At 61.5% G+C, this 20837-nt stretch carries 16 protein-coding genes; 11 read left to right on the plus strand and 5 right to left on the minus strand.

Going from position 1 to position 20837, the window contains the following annotated elements; translation table 11 throughout:
- The first annotated feature begins 56 nt into the window (after positions 1-56).
- Positions 57-695, plus strand: a complete 639-nt coding sequence (locus L2I41_RS08620) for a TetR/AcrR family transcriptional regulator (protein ID WP_237153129.1) — start codon at positions 57-59, stop codon at positions 693-695.
- A 94-nt stretch (positions 696-789) separates the two neighbouring features.
- Here the strand turns inward: L2I41_RS08620 and L2I41_RS08625 are convergent, their stop codons facing one another.
- Positions 790-2946: a GumC family protein gene (locus tag L2I41_RS08625; RefSeq protein WP_237153130.1), complete on the minus strand. Its 2157-nt coding sequence runs from the start codon at positions 2944-2946 to the stop codon at positions 790-792.
- A gap of 294 nt (positions 2947-3240) precedes the next feature.
- On the minus strand, positions 3241-3624 hold the full coding sequence (locus L2I41_RS08630) for a hypothetical protein (RefSeq protein WP_237153131.1): 384 nt from the start codon (positions 3622-3624) through the stop codon (positions 3241-3243).
- Between the two features lie 309 nt (positions 3625-3933).
- On the opposite strand from L2I41_RS08630, the gene L2I41_RS08635 reads away from it, so the two are divergent.
- Both L2I41_RS08635 and L2I41_RS08640 read left to right on the plus strand, forming a co-directional pair.
- A complete protein-coding gene (locus L2I41_RS08635; RefSeq protein ID WP_237153132.1) occupies positions 3934-5355 on the plus strand; it encodes an O-antigen ligase family protein in 1422 nt (473 codons plus the stop codon).
- Positions 5356-5518: 163 nt separating this feature from the next.
- Positions 5519-6118: a transglutaminase-like cysteine peptidase gene (locus L2I41_RS08640; RefSeq protein WP_237153133.1), complete on the plus strand. Its 600-nt coding sequence runs from the start codon at positions 5519-5521 to the stop codon at positions 6116-6118.
- A 95-nt stretch (positions 6119-6213) separates the two neighbouring features.
- Here the strand turns inward: L2I41_RS08640 and L2I41_RS08645 are convergent, their stop codons facing one another.
- The 3 genes from L2I41_RS08645 to L2I41_RS08655 all read right to left on the minus strand — a co-directional run bounded on the left by L2I41_RS08645 (position 6214) and on the right by L2I41_RS08655 (position 8943).
- On the minus strand, positions 6214-6957 hold the full coding sequence (locus L2I41_RS08645; RefSeq protein ID WP_237153134.1) for a sugar transferase: 744 nt from the start codon (positions 6955-6957) through the stop codon (positions 6214-6216).
- Between the two features lie 625 nt (positions 6958-7582).
- On the minus strand, positions 7583-8095 hold the full coding sequence (gene cobU, locus L2I41_RS08650) for a bifunctional adenosylcobinamide kinase/adenosylcobinamide-phosphate guanylyltransferase (protein WP_237153135.1): 513 nt from the start codon (positions 8093-8095) through the stop codon (positions 7583-7585).
- Positions 8092-8943, minus strand: coding sequence for a MurR/RpiR family transcriptional regulator (locus L2I41_RS08655; protein WP_237153136.1), 852 nt, complete (start codon positions 8941-8943; stop codon positions 8092-8094). Before L2I41_RS08655 ends, cobU begins: the two co-directional genes overlap by 4 nt.
- Positions 8944-9191: 248 nt before the next feature.
- On the opposite strand from L2I41_RS08655, the gene L2I41_RS08660 reads away from it, so the two are divergent.
- The 8 genes from L2I41_RS08660 (at position 9192) to L2I41_RS08695 (ending at position 20751) form a co-directional block, all read left to right on the plus strand.
- Positions 9192-9929 (plus strand): N-formylglutamate amidohydrolase, encoded by a 738-nt coding sequence (locus L2I41_RS08660; RefSeq protein WP_237153137.1) that lies wholly within the window; start codon positions 9192-9194, stop codon positions 9927-9929.
- A gap of 97 nt (positions 9930-10026) precedes the next feature.
- On the plus strand, positions 10027-11604 hold the full coding sequence (locus L2I41_RS08665; RefSeq protein WP_237153138.1) for an amino acid permease: 1578 nt from the start codon (positions 10027-10029) through the stop codon (positions 11602-11604).
- A gap of 103 nt (positions 11605-11707) precedes the next feature.
- Positions 11708-13066, plus strand: a complete 1359-nt coding sequence (locus L2I41_RS08670) for a glutamine synthetase family protein (protein ID WP_237153139.1) — start codon at positions 11708-11710, stop codon at positions 13064-13066.
- A 209-nt stretch (positions 13067-13275) separates the two neighbouring features.
- The gene (locus L2I41_RS08675) at positions 13276-14679 is read left to right on the plus strand and encodes an aldehyde dehydrogenase family protein (protein ID WP_237153140.1); all 1404 of its coding nucleotides are present in this window, start codon (positions 13276-13278) and stop codon (positions 14677-14679) included.
- A gap of 202 nt (positions 14680-14881) precedes the next feature.
- Positions 14882-16033: an iron-containing alcohol dehydrogenase gene (locus L2I41_RS08680; protein ID WP_237153141.1), complete on the plus strand. Its 1152-nt coding sequence runs from the start codon at positions 14882-14884 to the stop codon at positions 16031-16033.
- A gap of 262 nt (positions 16034-16295) precedes the next feature.
- On the plus strand, positions 16296-17147 hold the full coding sequence (gene pyrF, locus L2I41_RS08685) for an orotidine-5'-phosphate decarboxylase (RefSeq protein ID WP_237153142.1): 852 nt from the start codon (positions 16296-16298) through the stop codon (positions 17145-17147).
- 26 nt (positions 17148-17173) lie between these two features.
- On the plus strand, positions 17174-18985 hold the full coding sequence (locus tag L2I41_RS08690) for an ABC-F family ATP-binding cassette domain-containing protein (RefSeq protein WP_237153143.1): 1812 nt from the start codon (positions 17174-17176) through the stop codon (positions 18983-18985).
- Positions 18986-19419: 434 nt separating this feature from the next.
- Complete coding sequence (locus tag L2I41_RS08695; RefSeq protein ID WP_237153144.1) at positions 19420-20751, plus strand: methyl-accepting chemotaxis protein; 1332 nt, start codon at positions 19420-19422, stop codon at positions 20749-20751.
- Positions 20752-20837 lie beyond the last annotated feature (86 nt).

The raw sequence follows: 20837 nt of genomic DNA on the forward strand, positions 1-20837 counted from the left end.
TTGGCGAACGACTGCGTCAGCAGGATGGCTGCGTGCGCGGGTATTTTGGGGGGATCATGGTCAAGGGAAGCGTACGCAAGGCGCGCAAGGAGGCACGTCCGGCTGAAATTGTCGAGGCGGCATTCCAGGAGTTTGCTGCCAAGGGTTTTCTTGGTGCGCGCGTCGAGGACATCGCGGCCCGCCTCGGCGTGACCAAGGGGACGGTCTATCTCTACTTTCCGAGCAAGGAGGTGCTGTTTGCAGCGGTGCTCGACACGTTCGGCGCGCAGATGCGGCGCGAGACCGATGACCATGTCGCCGAGCTGCATGGCGATGTGGCGGAGCGGCTCGAACAGCTGATCGTGCATCTCAACGTGTCCTCGGCGTCGGACCAGCGCTTGCGGTCGCTGCTGGTGCTGAGCATCGCCGAAAGGGAGCGCTTTCCGGAGGTGATCGAACGGCAGTTCCGCGCCACCGTGGACCATGCGGCGGAGCTCTGTCTGTCGCTGTTGCAGGAGGGAGCGGCGGCCGGGGTCTTTCACGCCCATGTTGCCAGCCGCAATACGGCGCTGACCCTGGTGTCGCCCTGCCTCTGGCTGGTGCTTTCGGGCGTCATGCATCCCAATGAGCCGAGCGATGTGGACGGGTTTGTGGCGCAGCAGTTGCGGCTGCTGCGGGATGGCTTGTTCCGTGAACCCAGCGCACCTTCGCTCTGAAGAGGCTCCCGAGGGCATCTCGCGCAAGGCGGACGCAAAAAAGCCCGGCAGGTCGGAGATCTGCCGGGCTTGAACGCGATCGATACCGACGCTGTCAGGCGTCGGGCGACGTGTAATAGTAGCTGTTGTACTTGTTGCGATAGGAGCCGACGCCGAGCTCGGCCTTGGACAACACGCCGGCGATCAGCAGATCGTCGCCCACGGTGGTCTTCAGGTCGTTGAGAGCCGAGCGAACCTCGCGCTGCGAGGTGCTTGCCCAATGCACGACCAGGGTCACGACGTCGGCGCGGGTTGCCAGATACTGGGCATCGACCACCGGGAGAATCGGCGGGGTGTCGAGGATGATGATCTCGAAACGCTCGCGAGCGAGTTCCATCAGCAAGTTGAACTGGGCGGTCTCGATCAGGCTGTCGGTGGGGGTGCGGTGCTTCTTGGTGCCCAGGATCATCTCCAGGCCCTGCACGCTGTCCTTGGTGACGAACTGACGGATCGACTGGGTGTCGAGCGCGAGGGCGAGATAGTCGCCCAGGCCATTCTCGGCTTCAATCTTCAGGGCACCGGCGACGGCCGGGCGGCGAAGGTCGCAGTCAATGAGCAGCACGTGCTTGCCGGAGAGGGCGAAGGCGCGCGCCAGAGCAACGGCCGTGGTGGTCTTGCCTTCGCCAGGTACGGCCGAGCCGACCATGATGACCTGACCACCCTTGACCTCCTGCCCCTGGAACTTGCGACGCAGCATGTTCTCAAGGCCAAGGCGGATACGGCGGATGGATTCGCTATAAGCTGTCAACGGATGATCGACCAGTTCGTCGACCACATGCTGTCGGTCGCTCACCGTCTTGCCGGCGTGAGACAGGACCGGCACCGAAGAGATGACCGGCACGCCCGTCACAGCCTCGAACTGCTGGTCGGAAGTGAAGCCGCCGACGAAGTTCTCATTGAGGAAGGCAAGACCGACGCCCAGTCCAAGGCCGCCGACAAGGGCGAGCATGAGGATGAGGTTCGTCTTCGGCGAGCTGGGAGAGTTGGGCGGCAAAGCCTCGGACACGACGCGGCTGTCAGCGAGCTGCAGATCGGCCTGGGCCTCAACACCGCGCAAACGCTGCAACAGGTCCTGATAGAGGGTCTTGGAGACCTGCGATTCCTGCTGCAACTCGTAGATCTTGACCATGACGTCGTTGGACAGGTTGCTGCTCAACACGGTCTGGCGCAGGGATGAGCGTAGCTTGTCCTGCTGTTCCTGATTGGTCTGGATCTTCTGCTGCAGGGTGCCGATCTCCTGCGACACCTGGCCCGACAGCTGGCCTTCGAGCGAGTCCAGCTGCTTGCGCAGGTCTGCGGCCTTGGTCGATCCGGCATCGATACCGTTCATGGCAGCTTCGATGCGGGCGGCTTGCGACTGGAGAGACTTGATGGCGTCGGAGTTCAGCTGATCGGCGATGGACGCCCAGTCCTTGCGGGCGGCCAGTGAGGTCAGCTCCGAGGAAACGTTGGCTGCACCGAGGCTGTCAGCCTTCAACTGGTCCAGTTGGCTTCGCATCTGCGAGATGTCCGAGCGCGTGCTGTCGCTGGCAACCTTGTCGAGGTTTTCGTTGACGAAGGCGTCGATCTTGTTCTCGGTGGCGTTGATGTCGCTGGACGCCTGGGCCAGGCGACGGCTCAAAGCGTCGCGCACGGTCAAGGCGTTGCTGATCTTGGCGTCGACCTGATTCTGGATGTAGCTGGCGGCCAGAGCGTTGGCGATGTCGGCCGCCTTCTTGGGATCAGCGGAATCGACACTGATTCCGATGAGATAAGTCAGGCCCTTGCGGGAAATCGACACGCGGTTGGTGAAATTGTTGAGGACCTGCTGCACCTGCCGTTCAGGATTGGCGATGATGTCCTTTTCAGATTTCAACTTGAAGAAGGTCAGCAGCTTGTCCGTGGTACTCAGCTTGACACCGAACTCCGGATCCGTGACCAGATCCATCTTCTTGACGACATCAAGCAACGTCGAGGGAGCCTTGAGAATCTCTGCTTCACTTTCGACGCGCGCGTTGTCGGTCGGGAGCAGCGAAACCTGACTTTGCGGATCGAGTGCGTTCTTCTGGCGCGGATCGACCAGCACCATCGTCGATGCGGTGAAGATCGGAGTCTGCATGAAGAGATAAAGTGCAGCCAATCCTGCAACGATGACGATCGTGGAAACGATCAGGCCAATCTGCCGACGTATCAAGCCGATGATGCCGCGAATATCGAATTCCGCTTGATCCATATTACAGTCTTTCCCTCGGGCCGGACGGCTTATAGGCAATGTTGCAGAGCAACATAGCCCAAGCTGCCTGTCTTTGGCAGATGGCTACCCAAGACAGTTTGCAAAATGTTCAAAATTTTAGAGATTTTACCATCTATGGTAAATTTGCCGCCATCTGGGGTGACTGCGTGGTGCGCCTACCAAGGTCGGTCACGGTCAAGCAGAACGCCTTGCGGCATATGGAACCCAATATACCGAAAAAGCCGCATCCGACTGAACGGACGCGGCCTTTTAATCCATATCCGGAAACGAGGATCAGTTGGCGCTGGTCACTTCGTCCGGGGTGATCGAACCGGTAGCCGTCTGGAAATCATCGGCCAGGTTCTGGTTCGACGCCAGCAGATCGTTGAACGCCGTCTGAGCAGCAGCGGTGTTCTGCAGACCGCTGACGGCCTTCAGAGCCTCGGCAGCAACGGCAATCTGCGCAGTGGTGAGGTTGGCAGCAGCCAAGGCAGACTTGAGGGCAGCCAGAGCCGCGGCGCACTTGGCAGCGGAACCCTTCGCGCCGCAGCCGGCGGACACACCACCAAAGGCGTTACGAACGCTCGACGGAAGATCGCTGTAGGCGGCCTGGCTGTAGGACGTGGACGCAAAAGCCATGGCAGCAGCCATGGACGCGGTCAAAATCAGCTTCTTCATATTACTCTCCTACTCAATAATGATGCCGAGAGAGCCCATGCTCCCGGCGGACTCGATGCACGCCGCTCTTCACAATCCATTTACAATAAAACGCGTATGTGTTCAAGGCGCCTTTCGCGCTTGCACAAAAAATCCGCCCCTGATGATTAATTTCGCAAATCTCTTTTGTTTTTGTTGCTCTTACTGTCGGTCTTGTCTTATCTAGTCCAGTCGAGGTCAGAATCCGGCTATTGTGAAATTGTTGCGCAATGACGGTCCTGTATCTTCTGAATTTCGGTTTTGCTTGGGCGGATCAAGAGATAAACCAGCTTGTCCGCGCAGGCGCAGTTTAGCTGGTATGCAATGGCGAGTCATTTTTCTGAGAGAAGCCTCGGTCGAATTTCTTCAATGGGTGGCCGTGAGCATGATTATTTTGGCTGGGCTCTGATCGCCTTTGTTGCTTTTGCGCCTATACCCTTGGGAAGCAATCGGCCGTTTTTCTGGATGTTCAATGCGCTTGTCGTGGCATTGATTGGTGCTGCCTATTCGGTCTCTCTATTTCGGAAATCTGTTCGCCCCCGTATTGCACTCTCCGACCTTGGCTTGCCTGTTGTCCTTTTCACCTTGGCTGTGGTTTGGCTCGCCTTGCAGATCCTGCCACTCGGTCTTTTGCCTCATCCATCGTGGATCAATCTGGACGGCGGTAGTGGCGGTGCAATATCCGCCGCGCCGGGCGAGACCTTCGCCATGTTGGTTCGCTATGTAACCTACGCGTTGTTCTTCGTATTGGCGGTCCAGGTCTTTGTGAATCGCAGCAGGGCGCACCGACTGTTGAATGTACTGTTCTGGGTGGCGGTGGCAGAGAGCCTGCTGGCGTTGGCATCGCTTTATCAGTTTGGCGACGTTCTGCTCTTCTTCAAGAAGACGGCCTACGAGGGAAATGCGACCGGCACTTTCGTCAACCGCAATACATTTGCGACCTTTTCCGGGCTCGGCATCGTGATCGGCATCGCTCTGCTTTTTGGAGATGGGCTGCGCGGGAACCAAGGGCGCGTGAGGTGGATCGATCTCGTGTTCGGGCGGTCCGGTGTCTTGACCATAGGCATGCTGGTGATCGCTTTCGGCCTGGCCGTCAGTCAGTCGCGCATGGGCATTTTCGTTGCTGGCGCGGGTGCTGTCACGGTTTTGGTCTTGTCACTGTTCCGGGCGTCGGGGGCCAGGCGCTCTGTGGCTTTTGTCACGATTGCCGGCATTGTTCTGGCTGGTGTCGGTTTGACGGCGACCGGGGGGATTCTGTTCGAGCGCCTGTGGGATGTCGATCAGTCGGCCGACATCCGCATGTCAGCCTATCAGCAGACCGGCCAGTTGATTGCACAGCATCCCTGGTTGGGCAGTGGTGGTGGTAGCTTCAAGGATACCTTCAATGCCGTTCGCCATTTGCCTGTGAGTTCCGACGTGGTGTGGGACAAGGCGCATGATCTTTACCTGGAACTGTCGGTGGACCTGGGCATCCCCTTGGCGATCTGTGTTGTGCTTGCCGTGCTTCTGTTCGCCTGGCGTTGTCTGAGCACCACGATCCGGCGCCAGGAGTCGTGGGAAATTCCCGCAGCATCCGTTGGCGCAACGGTGCTTGTGGGCCTTCATTCCCTTGTCGATTTCAGCATGCAGATAGAAGCCGTCGTGCTGTTTTACCTTACAATTCTCGCTGCCGGTGTCGCTCAATCGACCCAGGTACGGAAGAGTTCCATTTAAAATCAATTGGTTGAATGCATTTGTGTAAAAATTGAAGCAATTTCATCTAAAACTGAGGTTTGTAGTTAAGATGCGATTCTCCATTTAGTCTAACCGTATCTAAATGTCCGTGTGTTTAATTGCCTCCCATAAGAACGCTTCAGGGAAAGGCGGATTAAACATGATGAAGACTCTCAAAGTCATGGCTGCAGCTGCAGTCTGCCTGCTGATAGCGGGTGAGGCTCAGGCCGGTTTCATCAATATACCGAAGCCTGCCATCGAACTGCCTCTGGCCGGCAAGATTTCCTTCGGCCGCGCAGTGGTCGAGCCCTTCGGTGAGTTCATGCTCTGCAAGCGCAGTCCGTCGGTCTGCCGTGCTCGGGCTCCTCGCGGCGTTGTCACGACGTCGGGCACCGTCCGGTTGACGCCGGAGATGTTGCAGAAGATCAATGGCGTGAACCTTCAGGTGAACGCGGCGATCATTCCGCAGGCGGAGACGCAGGGCGACGTGTGGAAGGTGGGCGGTCGATATGGCGACTGCGAAGATTATGCACTGGCCAAGCGCGCGCGTCTGTTGCAGATGGGCTTTCCCTCTTCGTCCGTGCTGATGGCCACCGCCTATCAGCGTTCAGGGGCCTATCATGCAATTCTGGTGGTCCGGACCGACCGTGGCGACTTCGTACTCGACAATCTGTCAAAGGCGATCAAGCCGTGGGATCGGACCGGCTATCGCTTTGAAATGATCCAGTCGCCCGAGAGCCCGCGGATCTGGCGCAAGGTGTAAGCCTGACCGACGATCTTGTGTTGGTATCGACAATGAAAAAGGCGCTTCGGATCACGTCCGGAGCGCCTTTTGTGCTTTTCAACAGCTGGGCTCTTTCAGAAGCCCTTGCCGCCCTTGAGTTCGCTGATCACCGTGCGAACGAGGATCTTGGCGTCCAGCCACAGCGAGAACTCGCGGCAATATTCAAGGTCGAGCACTGCGCGCATCATGGCCGGCTCCGGCTCGGTGGTCGGGCCACGGAAGCCGTTGGCCTGGGCAAGGCCCGTGATGCCCGGACGCATCATGTGGCGATCGGCATAGTCGTCGACCAGCTCTTCATAGGTCATGCCGGCGGCCAACATGCCCGGAACATGCGGGCGCGGGCCGATGAGCGACATGTCGCCCAGCAGCACGTTGATCAGCTGCGGCAGCTCGTCGATGTTGGTCTTGCGAAGGATGCGACCGATCGGCGTGATGCGCGGATCATTGCTGGTGGTCTGCGCGACGCCGCTCATGTCGCAGCGATCGGTATACATCGACCGGAACTTCAGGATCTCGAACAGCTCGTTGTTGTAGCCCGTCCGCTTCTGGCGGAAGAACACGGGGCCACGGCTGGTCGCCTTGATGATCAAGGCCACGGTAATCAGCATTGGACCCAGGACGATCAAACCGCCCAGTGACGCAAGAATATCGAACAGGCGCTTTACGGCCAGCTGGACATTGCGAGACAGATTTCGGTCGGCAACGGCGGACGCCGCCGGCTGATATCCAGCATAGGCCGGGACAAGATTGACTGTGTCTGCCGGCCGGGCGGACTGGCGCTCATACTGCTGCCTGGCGGCAAGCGCACGAGCACGCATGTCGTTGCGGTGACTATCCACGGCCGAACTGTGCTTGTCGGAGAGTCTGTCCAGGTCAGTTCCCGAAACCGCTCCAGCACCCATCAAATCAGTGTGCATTTCGCTCAAACGCATAACGCCCCCAATACAAACAAGAGCTTCGTGGATGTTGCCGCATCTCGCTTCGCTCATTGGCCGCGCAAAAGCCGCAGCCTATCGAATAATTCATTTACCAAGCAGTAACCCTATACGGTATGAACCGTAGCATCTTCAAGACGGCGTACCGCCCTAAAATGCATGGCAGGTTTGCACTGCACCATACTGACTGATCCAATTTTGCACTGCATTAAAGGATCAGATGCCTCTTAGCAATTTGTTTGCCAAGTTTGGCGGGGCCTGCAAACGTTCTGACCGGTTATCATAAACCGTAATGAGTGTGTTTACCATTTAGTAATAAAGGTTAACTTTTCATCAGGCCGTCCTCCATAACGCGCCTAAAAAGTCAGCGGCCCTGTGTGGAATGAGACAATGGCAGGATAGTGGCGGTTAACGTTCGAGTCACTCTTAACTGCTGACATTGCAGTCAAATTTTATCCATATCGGCCTGGTTCTGGCGGAAAGCCGCACATGCGGGCTGCTGCGATCATCATTTCAGTTTCAGCGGCAACCCGGCGGCAACGAAGTAGACCTCGCCCGACACGGCGGCAACGCGCTGGTTGAGAAGGCCGGCTTCGTCGCGGAAACGGCGGGCAAGGGCATTGTCCGGCACGATGGACAGGCCGACTTCGTTGGCGACGAGGACGATGGGCGCCCTTGCGGCGGCAAGTGCCGATTCCAGGCGCGCAAAGGCGTCGGGCAGCGAATGGTCGGCCAGGAGGATGTTCGTTAGCCAAAGGGTGAGGCAATCGACCAGAATTGCGGCAGAGCCCTGGCCGGCTTCGGCGATCGCTGCCGGCAGGTCGAGGGGCTCCTCCAATGTGATCCAATTTGGGCCACGATCTGACTTGTGTCTCGATATGCGCTCTTCCATCTCGGCGTCGAAGGCCTGTGCCGTCGCGATATAGATCGGCGTGCCCGCGCTCCGCTCGCGCACCAGACGCTCGGCAAGGCGGCTCTTGCCCGATCTGGCGCCGCCGAGAACTAGGGTGGTGCCGCTCATGGAAGTCTCCTGAAGCTGTCGATCATGGCAATGCGGCGGCTGGCTTCCTCCCAGCGGCCTTCGGTGACGGCGGCGAGCAGGGCTTCCGCAATGCCGAGCAGCGACGTCATGGAATCCCAGCGCGAGGGGACCTCGATTCGTGCCGAGAAGATATGACGCGCGTGGCGCGAGACAGGCGAGAGCCACTGATCGGTAAGCAGGATGATCGTCGCGCCTCTGCCGGCTGCTATCTCGGCAAGCGCGGTCAGGTCCTCCTGATAGCGGCGGATGTCGAAGACCACGACGATGTCGCGTGGTCCGTAGTCCACCATCAGGTCGCGCCAGTTGGAGGGCTGGCCATCGAGATGCATCACGCCGGGACGGACCACGGCGAGATGCGCGGCAAACAGCCGCGCAAGCGCATCCGACATGCGGCCGCCGATGACGCCGACGCGGCGGTGGCGATCGCCGAGCAGATTGGCGACGGTGTGGAACTCCGGCTCGGAGATGTGGCTGAAGGTGGTCTGCAGGTTGTCAATCAGCGCCCCGCAGAAGGCGGCATTCGGGCCGCTGCCATCGGGCTCGGCGCCCCCATAGCTGCTCTTTGCCAGCGGTGACTGGCCCTGCTTGTCGAGTTCGTCACGCAAGGCGCGCTGGAACTCCGGGTAGTTGGAGTAGCCAAGGCGCCCGACAAAGCGGAGGATCGTCGGCGCACTGACGGTGGCGCGGCGCGCGAACTCGGCGACCGTCTCGAGACCGGCGACCGGATAGTTGGCGAGGAGACTGTGGGCAGCCCGGCGCTCGGTCGGTGTGAAGCGATGCAACTGGGCGCGAATTCGTTCGGCAATGGTGATGTCGTCAGCGCCCACCCGTCGGTCCTCCCGGCCATATGGTTTCGGCTCTGTAATTTGTATTACAGGAATTGACTCATTCAGCATAGATGATCAGATTGTTACAGCGCGCCGGATCGTGATCACATTTGCCTCCCAGGGCAGGGTAGCATTGCAGCTTGGCGGCGCAACCATCGAGTTTGGGTCGGCACAGTCGGTCAGATCGGTGGTACGGGCCGCACAAGAGTTCAGACAGAACCGGCGGCGATGCAGGGACGAGGTAGCCGATGACGCCGACGCCGTATGAAGTCATCAACGCAGGAGGACGTGCGCCCTTCGTGCTGGTCGTTGACCACGCGTCGAACCATGTGCCCCAACACTGGGCAGACCTGGGGCTGGATGGCGAGGTGTTGTTGCGCCACGTCGCCTGGGATCCGGGTGCAAAGGATGTCGGACTGTTCCTCGCCGAGCAACTTGATGCGCCCATGGTGGCCGCGACGATTTCGCGCCTGGTTGTCGATCTCAACCGACCGCTAGGGTCGGCGACGATGATGCCGGAGATCGGTGAAGACACGCCCATTCCGGGCAACATGGGTATCACCGCCGAAGACCTCGCGCTCCGGATCGAGACGATCTACGAACCCTATCATCAAGCGCTGGCGGCGGTGGTGCAGCAGCAGGCCGAGCGATGCGGCGGCAAGATCGCGGTGATCGCCATTCATTCCTTCACGCCCGTCTTCAAAGGGCAGGCGCGACATTTGCATGTGGGGGTGCTGTTCGACCGGGATGACGCCTTCGGCCGGCGCGTTCTCAAGGCCCTGGAGGCGGAGGGCGGGCTGATTGCAAAGGCCAATGAGCCTTACAGCCCGTCGGACGAAGTCTACTTCACGCTGGACAAGCACGCGCAATCGCGCGGCCTCGACAGCGTGATGATCGAGATCCGTAATGACCTGATCGGCACGAAAGAGGCCTGCAGGCAATGGGCGGAACGACTGTCTGCGGCAATAACAAACGACAAGCCGTGATCAGTCGATGTTCAGGGGGCGGTGCCGGATGTCCGGCAACGCAAGCATAAGCCGGTGACAAACGTGTCGCCGGTTCAACCAGAGGGGCACTGAAGCCATGTCGGGCTATAGTGATAGCGACAAGAAGGACGATATCCACGTCCTGCATTCCATGGGCTATGCCCAGGAACTCGAACGGCGCATGAGTTCGTTCTCGAACTTCGCCATTTCCTTTTCGATCATCTGCATCCTGTCGGGTGGCATCAACTCGCTGGCACAGGCAACGTCCGGTCTGGGCGGTGGTGCCATCGGCATCGGCTGGCCGGTTGGCTGCATCGTGTCTGGCCTGTTCGCGCTTGGCATGGCACAGATCGCCTCGGCCTATCCGACCGCCGGCGGTCTCTACCACTGGGGTTCGATCCTTGGCAGCCGCTTCATCGGCTGGTTCACGGCCTGGCTGAATCTGCTCGGCCTCGTGACCGTGCTTGGCGCCATCAACATCGGCACGGCGCTGTTCCTCGGCGGCACGTTCGGTGCCCAACTCGGGTTGCTCGGTCCCGATGGGCTCGTCTCGCCCGGCACCCAGGTTCTTCTGGTGGCCGGCTTTACGGTTGTTCAGGCGCTGATCAACCACTTCGGCATCGGTCTGACTGCCAAGCTCACCGACTTCTCGGGTACGCTTATCCTGATCACGGCCGCCGTGCTCACCGTGGCCTGCTTGGCGTTTGCGCCGAGCTGGGACATCTCGCGCCTGTGGACCTTCACCAACTACTCCGGCGAGATCGGCGGGTCGGTCTGGCCGCAGTCGGACAGCATGCTCTACATCTTCGCGCTGACCCTGCTGCTGCCGATCTACACCATCACCGGCTATGACGCGTCTGCCCATACGTCGGAAGAGACCATGAAGGCGGCCCATTCGGTGCCCCGCTCCATGATCTCGGCCGTGGTCTGGTCGTCGCTTGCCGGCTGGGTGATGCTGTCGGCCTTCGTGATCGCCATCCCTGACATGGCCGAAGGCGCCAAGCAGGGCTGGAACGTGTTCTTCTGGACCGTGAACACCATCATGCCGGCCTGGCTGGTGACAGTGCTCTACGTGGCCATCTTCATCGCCCAGTTCCTGTGCGGTCTGGCCACCGTGACCTCGGCGTCGCGCATGATCTTCGCCTTCTCGCGCGACAAGGGCATGCCAATCGGTTCGACCGCGCTCTCGTCGGTGAGCCCGAGGTTCCGCACGCCGGTGACGGCCATCTGGACGGCTGCGGTTCTGGAAATCCTGTTCGTCTGGGGCGCCCTGTTCATCTCGGTGAGCGGTGCCAGCCTCTATTCGATCGTGGTCAACGCCACCCTGATCTTCCTGTTCCTGTCCTTCGTGATCCCGATCGCCTGCGGTGCCGTCGTGTTCGGCAGCTCCAAGTGGCCGAGCGCGGGGCCGTGGAATCTGGGGGCAGGGCTGTTCAAGCTGGTCGCCCTCGGTGCCGTGCTTGGCATGGCCCTGATCATCTATATTGCCGTCCAGCCGCCGAACGACAAGGTGCTCTACGTGACGCTCGGCTTCATTGTGCTGTCCGTCGTGGTGTGGTTTGCCTATGAAAACCGCCGCTTCGAAGGGCCGCCGATCGGCGACATGATCGCCAAGCGCAAGAAGGCCATCCATGAGGCCGAGGCTGCCGTCGGTGAAACCGTGATCGTCGACTGATCCATCGAGACCTGGGGAGGCCAGCCCACGGGAGTAACGGCTGGCCTCCCCATCAATAACGAAAGACAAGCAAAAAGCCCCAAAGCGGGGAGGAGTTCTCAAAATGTCCGGCAATCTGACCCTGGAAGCCTTGCGGCAGGAAGTGGCCGCTGGCTCGATCGATACCGTCAATGTCGTGTTCATCGACATGCAGGGCCGATTGATGGGCAAGCGATTTCACGCCGAGTATTTTCTCGAAGCCTATGAAGAGACGCACGCCTGCAACTACCTGCTGACCGTCGACATCGACATGGAGCCCGTGCCCGGCTACGCGGCCGCCAGCTGGGAGCAGGGCTATGGCGATTTCGTGCTGAAGCCCGATCTGGCGACACTGCGCCGCGTGGCCTGGCTGCCGGGTACGGCCATGGTGGTCTGCGACGTGCAGAATCACCATCACCACGACATCCCCCACAGCCCGCGCGCCATTTTGAAGAAGCAGCTTGCCCGGCTCGAAGCCAAGGGCTGGAAAGCCTTCATGGCCTCGGAACTCGAGTTCTATCTCTTCAACGAGAGCTATCAGAGCGCCGGCGAAAAGCGGTGGCGCCAGCTCAAGACCTTCACCAGCTACATCGAGGACTACGGCATCCTGCCGACCACCTATGAAGAGCCTTTCATGCGGGAGATCCGCACCAAGCTGGCGGCCTCGGGTGTTCGCATCGAGAATTCCAAGGGCGAGTGGGGCCCGGGGCAGGAAGAGATCAACGTCCGCTATTCCGATCCGCTGACCATGGCGGACGAGCATGCGATCATGAAGACCGGCATCAAGGAGATGGCGCATCTGCAGGGCAAGGCCGTCACCTTCATGTCGAAGTATGCCTATGACCTCGCCGGTTCTTCCTGCCACGTTCATCAGTCACTGTGGGACGCCAACGGTCCCCTGTTCCTGGACAAAGGCGAGACGCGCACCATGTCCAAGCTGATGCGGCATTATCTGGCAGGCCTTCTGCACCATTCGCAGGAGATCACCTATTTCCTGGCGCCTTACATCAACAGCTACAAGCGCTTCCAGGTGGGTACCTTCGCCCCCACCAAGGCGATCTGGAGCGCCGACAATCGCACCGCCGGCTTCCGTGTGGTGGGTGAGGAAAGCAAGGGCATCCGTGTTGAATGCCGCATGGGTGGCGCCGACATCAACCCGCACCTTGCCTTCGCGGCCATGCTGGCTGCAGGGCTGTCGGGCATCGAGAACGAGATGGAACTGGAGCCGGAGTTCTCGGGCGACGCCTACAATACCGACGGGATCCGGCATATCCCGAAGACCCTGCGCGAGGCGATCGAAACGCTGAAGGGCTCGGAGATGCTCAAGAAGGCCTTCGGTGCCGACGTGATCGAGCACTATGTGCACACGGCCGAGTGGGAGCAGTTCGAGTACGACCGCCGTATCACCGATTGGGAGCTGCAGCGCGGTTTCGAGCGCTACTGACCTTTGGTCGGGGCGGTGCTGTCCCGGCTTCAAAAGCGAGCAGGTCGGCCCTATGATCGGGGCCGATTTCTCGTTCGGTGGCCGGACATGCAGGCCGCCGACACCACATTCAAGGCCGGCGGTTGCCCTTCGCTCTGCTGCCGGATTTCCGAGGACTTTCAGCCTCGGCCCATCAGTCGAAGACCTGAAAACCGCAAGAGTTGTCCAAAATGTCCGAAGTCATGAAGCTGATTTCCCCCGTCGACGGTTCGGTTTATGCCGAACGCAAGGTGGCAAGCGAGGCCGAGGTGGCCCGCGTGTTCCGTCTTGCCGCCGACGCCCAGAAGAGCTGGATGAAGCGCCCGCTCGACGAGCGCATCGCCTTCTGCCTGAAGGCGATGGAAGCCATGCTGGCCATGCGGGCGGAAATCGCTGAGGAGCTGACCTGGCAGATGGGGCGACCGATCCGCTACACGCCCTATGAGCTCAACGGCGTGGAAGTGCGCACGCGCCACATGGCCAAGATCGCCGAGAAGAGCCTTGCGCCGCTGGACAGCGGTCTCGAGTTCGGCGATCACGGCGGTCACCGCAAGATCACCCGCGAGCCGCTTGGCGTCGTCTTCGTGCTGGCGCCGTGGAACTATCCGTATCTCACCACCGTCAATTCGGTGATGCCGGCGCTGATGGCGGGCAATGCGGTGGTGCTCAAGCATTCGGACCAGACACTGCTGGTGGCCGAGCGCTTCCAGAAGGCCTTTGACGCCGCCGGTCTGCCGGAGGGCGTGTTCCAGCACATCGTGCTCAACCATGACCAGTCGGCGGCGGTGATTGCCTCGCGCAAGGTCAACATGGTGGCCTTCACCGGTTCGGTGGCGGGTGGCGCGGCCATGGAACGGGCCGCGGCAGGCACGTTCATCCCGCTGAACCTCGAACTCGGCGGCAAGGATCCGGCCTATGTGCGGCCCGACGCCAAGATGCAGTTCACCATCGAGAATATTGCCGACGGCGCTTTCTTCAATTCGGGGCAGTGCTGCTGCGGCATCGAGCGCGTCTATGTGCACGAGAAGGTCTATGACGAGTTCGTCGAAGGGCTGGTGAGCTTCACCAAGTCCTATGTGCTCGGCAATCCGACCGATCCCTCCGTGACGCTCGGCCCGCTGGCCCGTGCGCGTGGCGCCAAGACGGTGCGCGACCAGATCGCGTCGGCCCTTCGCGGTGGCGCGGTGGCCCATCTCGATCCCAAGGCCTTCCCGGCCGACGCGGACGGCACGCCTTACCTGGCGCCGCAGATCCTCACTTCGGTGAACCACCAGATGGAGTTCATGACCGAGGAGACCTTCGGGCCGGCGGTCGGCATCATGAAGGTGAAGGACGATGCGGAAGCCGTTCAGCTGATGAACGATTCCAAGTATGGCCTGACTTGCGCGCTGTGGACCGAGGATCTCGATGCGGCCGGCGCCATCGGTGCCCAGCTCGAGACCGGCACGGTGTTCACCAACCGCTGCGACTATCTCGATCCGGCCCTGACCTGGACCGGCGTCAAGGACACCGGCCGCGGCGCTGCCCTGTCCGAACTCGGCTTCCACGGCCTGACCCGGCCCAAGAGCTGGTACACCCGCAAGGCGCCGGTGTGATGTGAGGCTCTGGCGGGGAGTTGGGTGCGGGCCACCCCTCTCCCTGTCCCTCCCCCGCAAGGGGGGAGGGGACGATGACATAGTTGAAAAAAGACGTTTCCAAGTGGGCGCTTCGTTCCAACCGCGTTCCCTCCCCCCTTGCGGGGGAGGGACAGGGAGAGGGGTTCCCCGAGGGCAAAATCAACAAAGACGGAAAGCTGCCATGACCATCCGTGCCAACTGGAATTATCCCAATGCCGTCCGCTTCGGCGCCGGCCGTATCAAGGAACTGCCCGAGGCCTGCAAGGTGGCGGGGATCTCGCGTCCGTTGTTCGTGACCGACCCCGGCCTCGTCAACCTGCCGATGACCCAGGCGGCGATCGAGCTCTTGCGCGACGCCGGCCTCACCACGGCGGTGTTTGCCGATGTGAAGGGCAATCCGGTGGAGAGCAATGTCTATGCCGGCATCGACGCGCTGAAGGCTGGCAAGTGCGACGGCGTGATCTGCTTTGGCGGCGGTTCGGCGCTGGACGTGGGCAAGGTGATCGCCTTCATGGCCGGCCAGACCCGGCCGATGTGGGACTTCGAGGACATCGGCGACTGGTATACCCGCGCCGACCCCAAGGGCATCTTCCCCAATATCTGCGTGTCCACCACCTCGGGCACGGGCTCGGAAGTGGGGCGCGCCGGCGTCATCACCCATGAGGCGACCCATACCAAGAAGGTGATCTTCCATCCGCTGATGATGCCGAAGGTGACCATTCTCGATCCGGAGCTGACGGTGGGCCTGTCGGCCAAGATCACCGCCTGGACCGGCATGGACGCGCTGGCGCACTGCCTTGAAGCCTATTGCGCGCCGGGCTTCCACCCGATGGCCGACGGCATCGCCATCGAGGGCATCCGCCTCGTCAAGGAAAACCTGCCGACGGCGGTGAAGACCGGCACCGACATCGCCGCGCGCGGCGCGATGATCACGGCCGCCGCCATGGGCGCGACCGCCTTCCAGAAGGGCCTCGGCGGCATGCATGCGCTGTCGCATCCGGTGGGCGCCATCTATGACACCCACCACGGCCTGACCAATGCCGTGTTCATGCCCTATGTGCTGGACTTCAACCGTCCGGCCATCGAAGAGCGTATCGGTCGTCTGGCCGCCTATCTTGGACTGACGCCGAGCTTCGACGCCTTCAAGGCGTGGGTGCTGCGCCTGCGCGAGGAAATCGGCATCCCGCACACGCTGTCCGGCCTCAAGGTGGACGACGAACGCCTCGACGAAATCGCCGCCATGGCGGTGGTCGATCCGACGGCAGGCGGCAATCCGGTGGAGCTGACGGTGGACGCCGCCAAGGCGATCTTCCGCGCGGCGCTGAAGGGCTGAGGCTGGGTTTCTGCCGGCCATGGACTTGTAATTTGATAGGCTGCGAGGTGGTCCCGCAAAGGCTGCCTCGCAGTTTCCTTTTGATGCGGAAGGGGGCTCGATGCGATGCATCGGCGCTCGCCCTGCCGCCCACCTTCTCCCGCAAGGGGAGACGGGAAAGGGTGCCAGTCATGGCAAATGCCGCAGCCTCGCACGACTCCCCCTTCCCCCCCAATCCAATCGCGGCTATGTAGCGGGCACGCTCTTTCCCGAGGATCCCGCCATGGCCGTGACACCTTTTGCCGATCGCTTCGAGACCATCGCCAGTGCCCGGTCGCCGCTCTGCGTCGGCATCGATCCGGCGCCGGAAACGCTTGCCGCGTGGAACCTGCCCTATTCGGCCGAGGGCGTGCGCGAATTCGGGCTGCGTATGGTCGATGCGCTGGGTGATCGGGCCGGCGTGTTCAAGCCGCAGATCGCCTTCTTCGAGCGCTTCGGCTGGCAGGGCATGAAGGCGGTGGCCGAAGTGATCGCGCATATCCGCTCGGCCGGCGCGCTGGCGCTCGCTGACGTCAAGCGCATGGATATCGGCCATACGCTGGAAGCCTATGCCGGTGCCTGGATCGGCGCGGATGCGGGCATTCCCGCCGATGCGATCACGCTGGGCGCCTATATGGGCTCTGGCTCGTTGACGCCGGTGATCAAGCGCGCCGTTGAGCATGGCGCGGGGCTGTTCGTGGTGGTGCGCTCTTCCAACCCGGACGGCATCGCGCTGCAGAATGCCCGTCACGAGGACGAGCGGACGGTGGCCGACGCGCTGGCCGACGATCTCACCGCTTTCAATGCGCCGCACCTCGGCAAGTATGGCATCGGTCCCTGCGGCGCGGTGATCGGCGCGACGCTGGATGACGCCGAGCATGTGCTCGAACGGCTGCCGACGTCGCTCATTCTGGCGCCGGGCATCGGCGCGCAGGGCGCGACCATGGCCGATCTCAAGGCGCGCTTCGGCAAGGCCGCAGCCCGCCGGACGCTGCCGGCGGTGTCGCGGCAGATCGCGCATGCCGGCAACAGCGCCAACGCACTGGCCGACATCACCGCGCGCCTGATCGATGAAGCGCACGGACTACGCGGCTGATTCCACATAAAGATATCAAGGACAAGATGGCTTCCCCTCCGGTTCTCTTTCTCAAGAACATCGCGCTGACCTTTGGCGCCACGCCGCTGCTCACGGGCGCGGACATCACCGTGTGCGAGGGGGACCGCATCACGCTGGTCGGGCGCAACGGCTCGGGCAAGTCGACGCTGCTGAAGATCGCGGCGGGGATCGTCGAGGCCGACAGCGGCGAACGCTTCTTTCAGCCGGGCAAGACGGTGCGCTACCTGCCGCAGGAGCCGGATCTCACCTCCTTCAAGACGACGCTTGAGTATGTGGAATCCGGTCTCGGGCCGGGGGATGACCACTATCGTGCGCTCTATCTGCTCAACGAACTGGGGATGACCGGCGAGGAGCCGACGGGCTCGCTGTCGGGCGGCGAAACGCGCCGCGCTGCGCTCGCCCATGTGCTGGCGCCCGAGCCGGATATCCTGCTGCTGGACGAGCCAACCAACCATCTGGACTTGCCCGCCATCGAATGGCTGGAAAGCGAACTCAAGTCGATGAAGTCGGCCCTCGTGCTGATCTCCCATGACCGGCGCTTCCTCGAGAACCTGTCGCGGACGACTGTCTGGCTGGAGCGCGGGATAACGCGCACGCTCGACCGCGGCTTCTCCCATTTCGAGAACTGGCGCGACGAGGTGTTCGAGGCCGAGCAGAAGGAACTGCAACGCGTCGACAAGCGGATCGAGGCCGAAGAACACTGGATGAAATATGGCGTCACGGCCCGGCGCAAGCGCAACATGCGGCGCGTCGAACTCCTGGCGGACCTGCGCAAGCAGAAGCGCGAGCATCGCGGCCCCACCGGTTCGGTGACCATGAAAGCGGCGGAGGCGGATGCCTCATCCAAGCTGGTGATCGAGGCCAAGGGGATCTCCAAGTCCTTCGGTGAGCGGGCGATCGTCAAGGATTTCTCGATCCGCGTCGGGCGCGGTGACCGTATCGGCATCGTCGGGCCGAACGGCGCGGGCAAGACAACACTGCTGAAGCTGCTCACGGGCGAGATGGAGCCGGACGCCGGCACGGTGAAGCTCGGCGTGACGCTGGACATGCAGACGCTGGAGCAGAAGCGCGACAGCCTGCATCCGGATACGACGCTGGCCGACGCGCTGACCGAGGGCAAGGGCGACTTCGTGGTGATCGGCGAGGAAAAGCGTCATGTCATCGGCTACATGAAGGACTTCCTGTTCCAGCCCGAGCAGGCGCGGACGCCACTCAGTGCGCTGTCCGGCGGGGAGCGCGGCCGCGTGATGCTGGCCCGCGCACTGGCCAAGCCCTCGAACATGCTGGTGCTGGACGAACCGACCAACGACCTCGACCTCGAGACGCTCGATCTTCTCGAGGACATGCTGAGCGACTACACCGGCACGGTGATCGTGATCAGCCATGATCGCGATTTCCTCGACCGCGTCGCCGCCTCGGTGATCATGAGCGAGGGCGACGGCCGCTGGGTGGAATATGCCGGCGGCTACACCGACATGCTGGCCCAGCGCGGCAAGGGCGTCGAGGCCCGCAAGGCCGAGAAGGCGGCAGCTCCCAAGAAGGAAGCTGCGACCGCCAACCCTGCGCAGCCCAAGGGCAAGGCAAAGATGTCCTTCAAGGACAAGCACGCGCTTGAGACCCTGCCGGCCACCATGGACAAGCTTTCCGCTGAAGCGGCGAAGTTGCATGCGGTGCTCGACGATTCCGGTCTCTATGCCCGCGATCCGAAGCTGTTTGCCAGTGCGACGGAGAAGCTTGGCAAGGTCGAAGCCGATCTCGCCGCGGCGGAAGAAGAGTGGCTTCGCCTCGAAATGTTGCGCGAAGAACTCGAAGGCTGAGGCGCGTCAGGCATCAGCCGAAAATATTTCTCGGTGCGTGTGCGGCCAATCGGCACACGCACCGGGCATTGGGCTGCTCAATCACACGACGCCCCGCCGCGATGAATGGTGTGGACCTTCGAACGTCGCCAAGCGTTCAATTGTCGCCCATTTCATGGCGCTGCCAGTGACTTCCCTTCATCCTGATAGGCTCGGCGGTGAAACCTTCGGTCGGAAGGGTTTCGATGCTTGGTCGAGATATCGCATATCGCAATTGGAATTCAATTTTTGATAGATGAAAGCTATTTGCACGAGATTTGTGCATGGCAGCAATGGTGCCATTTGTTCAATTTTATGCTGCTCTCGAAATGTGCAGGTCGAGCCGCAGGCAATAGTATTTTAACGGATGAAGCGGAAAATTTCCTGAAATTGGTTGGATTTTGGGGAGAGAAGGCATGCTTCGGCTCAAGAGGGCGGAACGGGAGGCAACATCAGGTGGGCAGCCATCCGACATGGCTGTGCAGGCTGAGGTTGTGGCTCTGCGTCGCATGGCCGACGAGAGCCTCGGCGCGGCGACACGCAAGATCGAGCAGCTTGAGCGCACGATTGCCGGCGAGTTTGACCAGTCTGTCGAGCTGTCGGTGGTGATGAGCGAACTGCTGTGCATGATGGCCTGGGCAAACGGCAATGTGCACAAGCTCTCCGGTGAGACGGTATCCATCTCCGGCGCGGTCGAGGAAATGACCCGCACGATCCAGAATATCGCCGACCTCAGCAAGGGCGTCGGCGGCTCGTCGGCGGAAGCGGCGCGCCTGGCCGATGCAGGAGCCGGGCGGGCGGCGGTGGCCGGGCAGGCGATGACGGAAATATCCGCGTCCTTTGCCGGCCTCGACAAGCGCATGGCTTCGCTCGGTGGGGCGATCGATTCGATCGGTGGCTTTGCCAAGCAGATCGAGGGCATTTCCAGCCAGACCAAACTGCTGGCGCTCAATGCGACGATCGAAGCTGCGCGCGCGGGGGAGGCTGGACGCGGCTTTGCCGTTGTGGCGGCGGAAGTGAAGGCCCTGTCCGAGGAGACGTCGAAGACGACGGAGTTGATCCGCGGCCAGTTGTCGACGCTCGGCGATGTGATGCAGTCCATGCTCCTGGCCATGAACGAGGGCGGCACTCGGGTTCGCGAGGGACAGGAGATCTTCTCCGAGGTGCTGTCGGACATGAACGGCATTCGCAGCTGCGTCGGGGGCGTCAACGGCTCGATCGGTTCGATCAACCAGATGCTCAGCGATCAGCACTCCGCTTCCGAATCCATCGCCAAGAGCCTCAACGAGATTGCGCGGCTGGCAGCGCAGAATGAGGCGGATTCGAAGACCACCGGCGAGATGATTCGCAAGGCCGACACCGCAATCTCCCATCTGGTCGACGACTTCAGCCATGCCAATGTGCGCCACGCCGATGTCCGTCGCTTCCGCGCTGAACACATGATCTGGAAGCGCAGCCTGGCGGAATGCCTGGTGGGCCTGCGCAAGGCGGATCCGGAGGGGTTTGCCAAGGAAAATCATCCGCTTGGCAAGGCGTTCAGGACGGTGAGCCGGGACGATCTGCGCTCCGCGCCCTGGGGCTCTCTCGAAGCGGACGCCGGCGCCTTGGCTGCCGACGCGATCAAGCTGGTGCAGGCGAGCGCCAAGGGCGACATCGGCAAGGCGATCGAGTTCTACATGACCATCGACAAGCTGTCGGGCGACCTGATGGTGAAGCTGGCGGCGCTCAATCGCGGTGGGTTGAACTGACGGGGGACTTTTTCTCGCCAGAGGCAGCGGAAAGTGACGGCAAGATCGCATACCGCGATATGCTTGCTTGATCCGGGCGCGCGTTT

Origin of the sequence: Oryzibacter oryziterrae (assembly GCF_021864535.1) — a bacterium.
In the GTDB taxonomy this organism is placed as follows: domain Bacteria; phylum Pseudomonadota; class Alphaproteobacteria; order Rhizobiales; family Pleomorphomonadaceae; genus Pleomorphomonas; species Pleomorphomonas oryziterrae.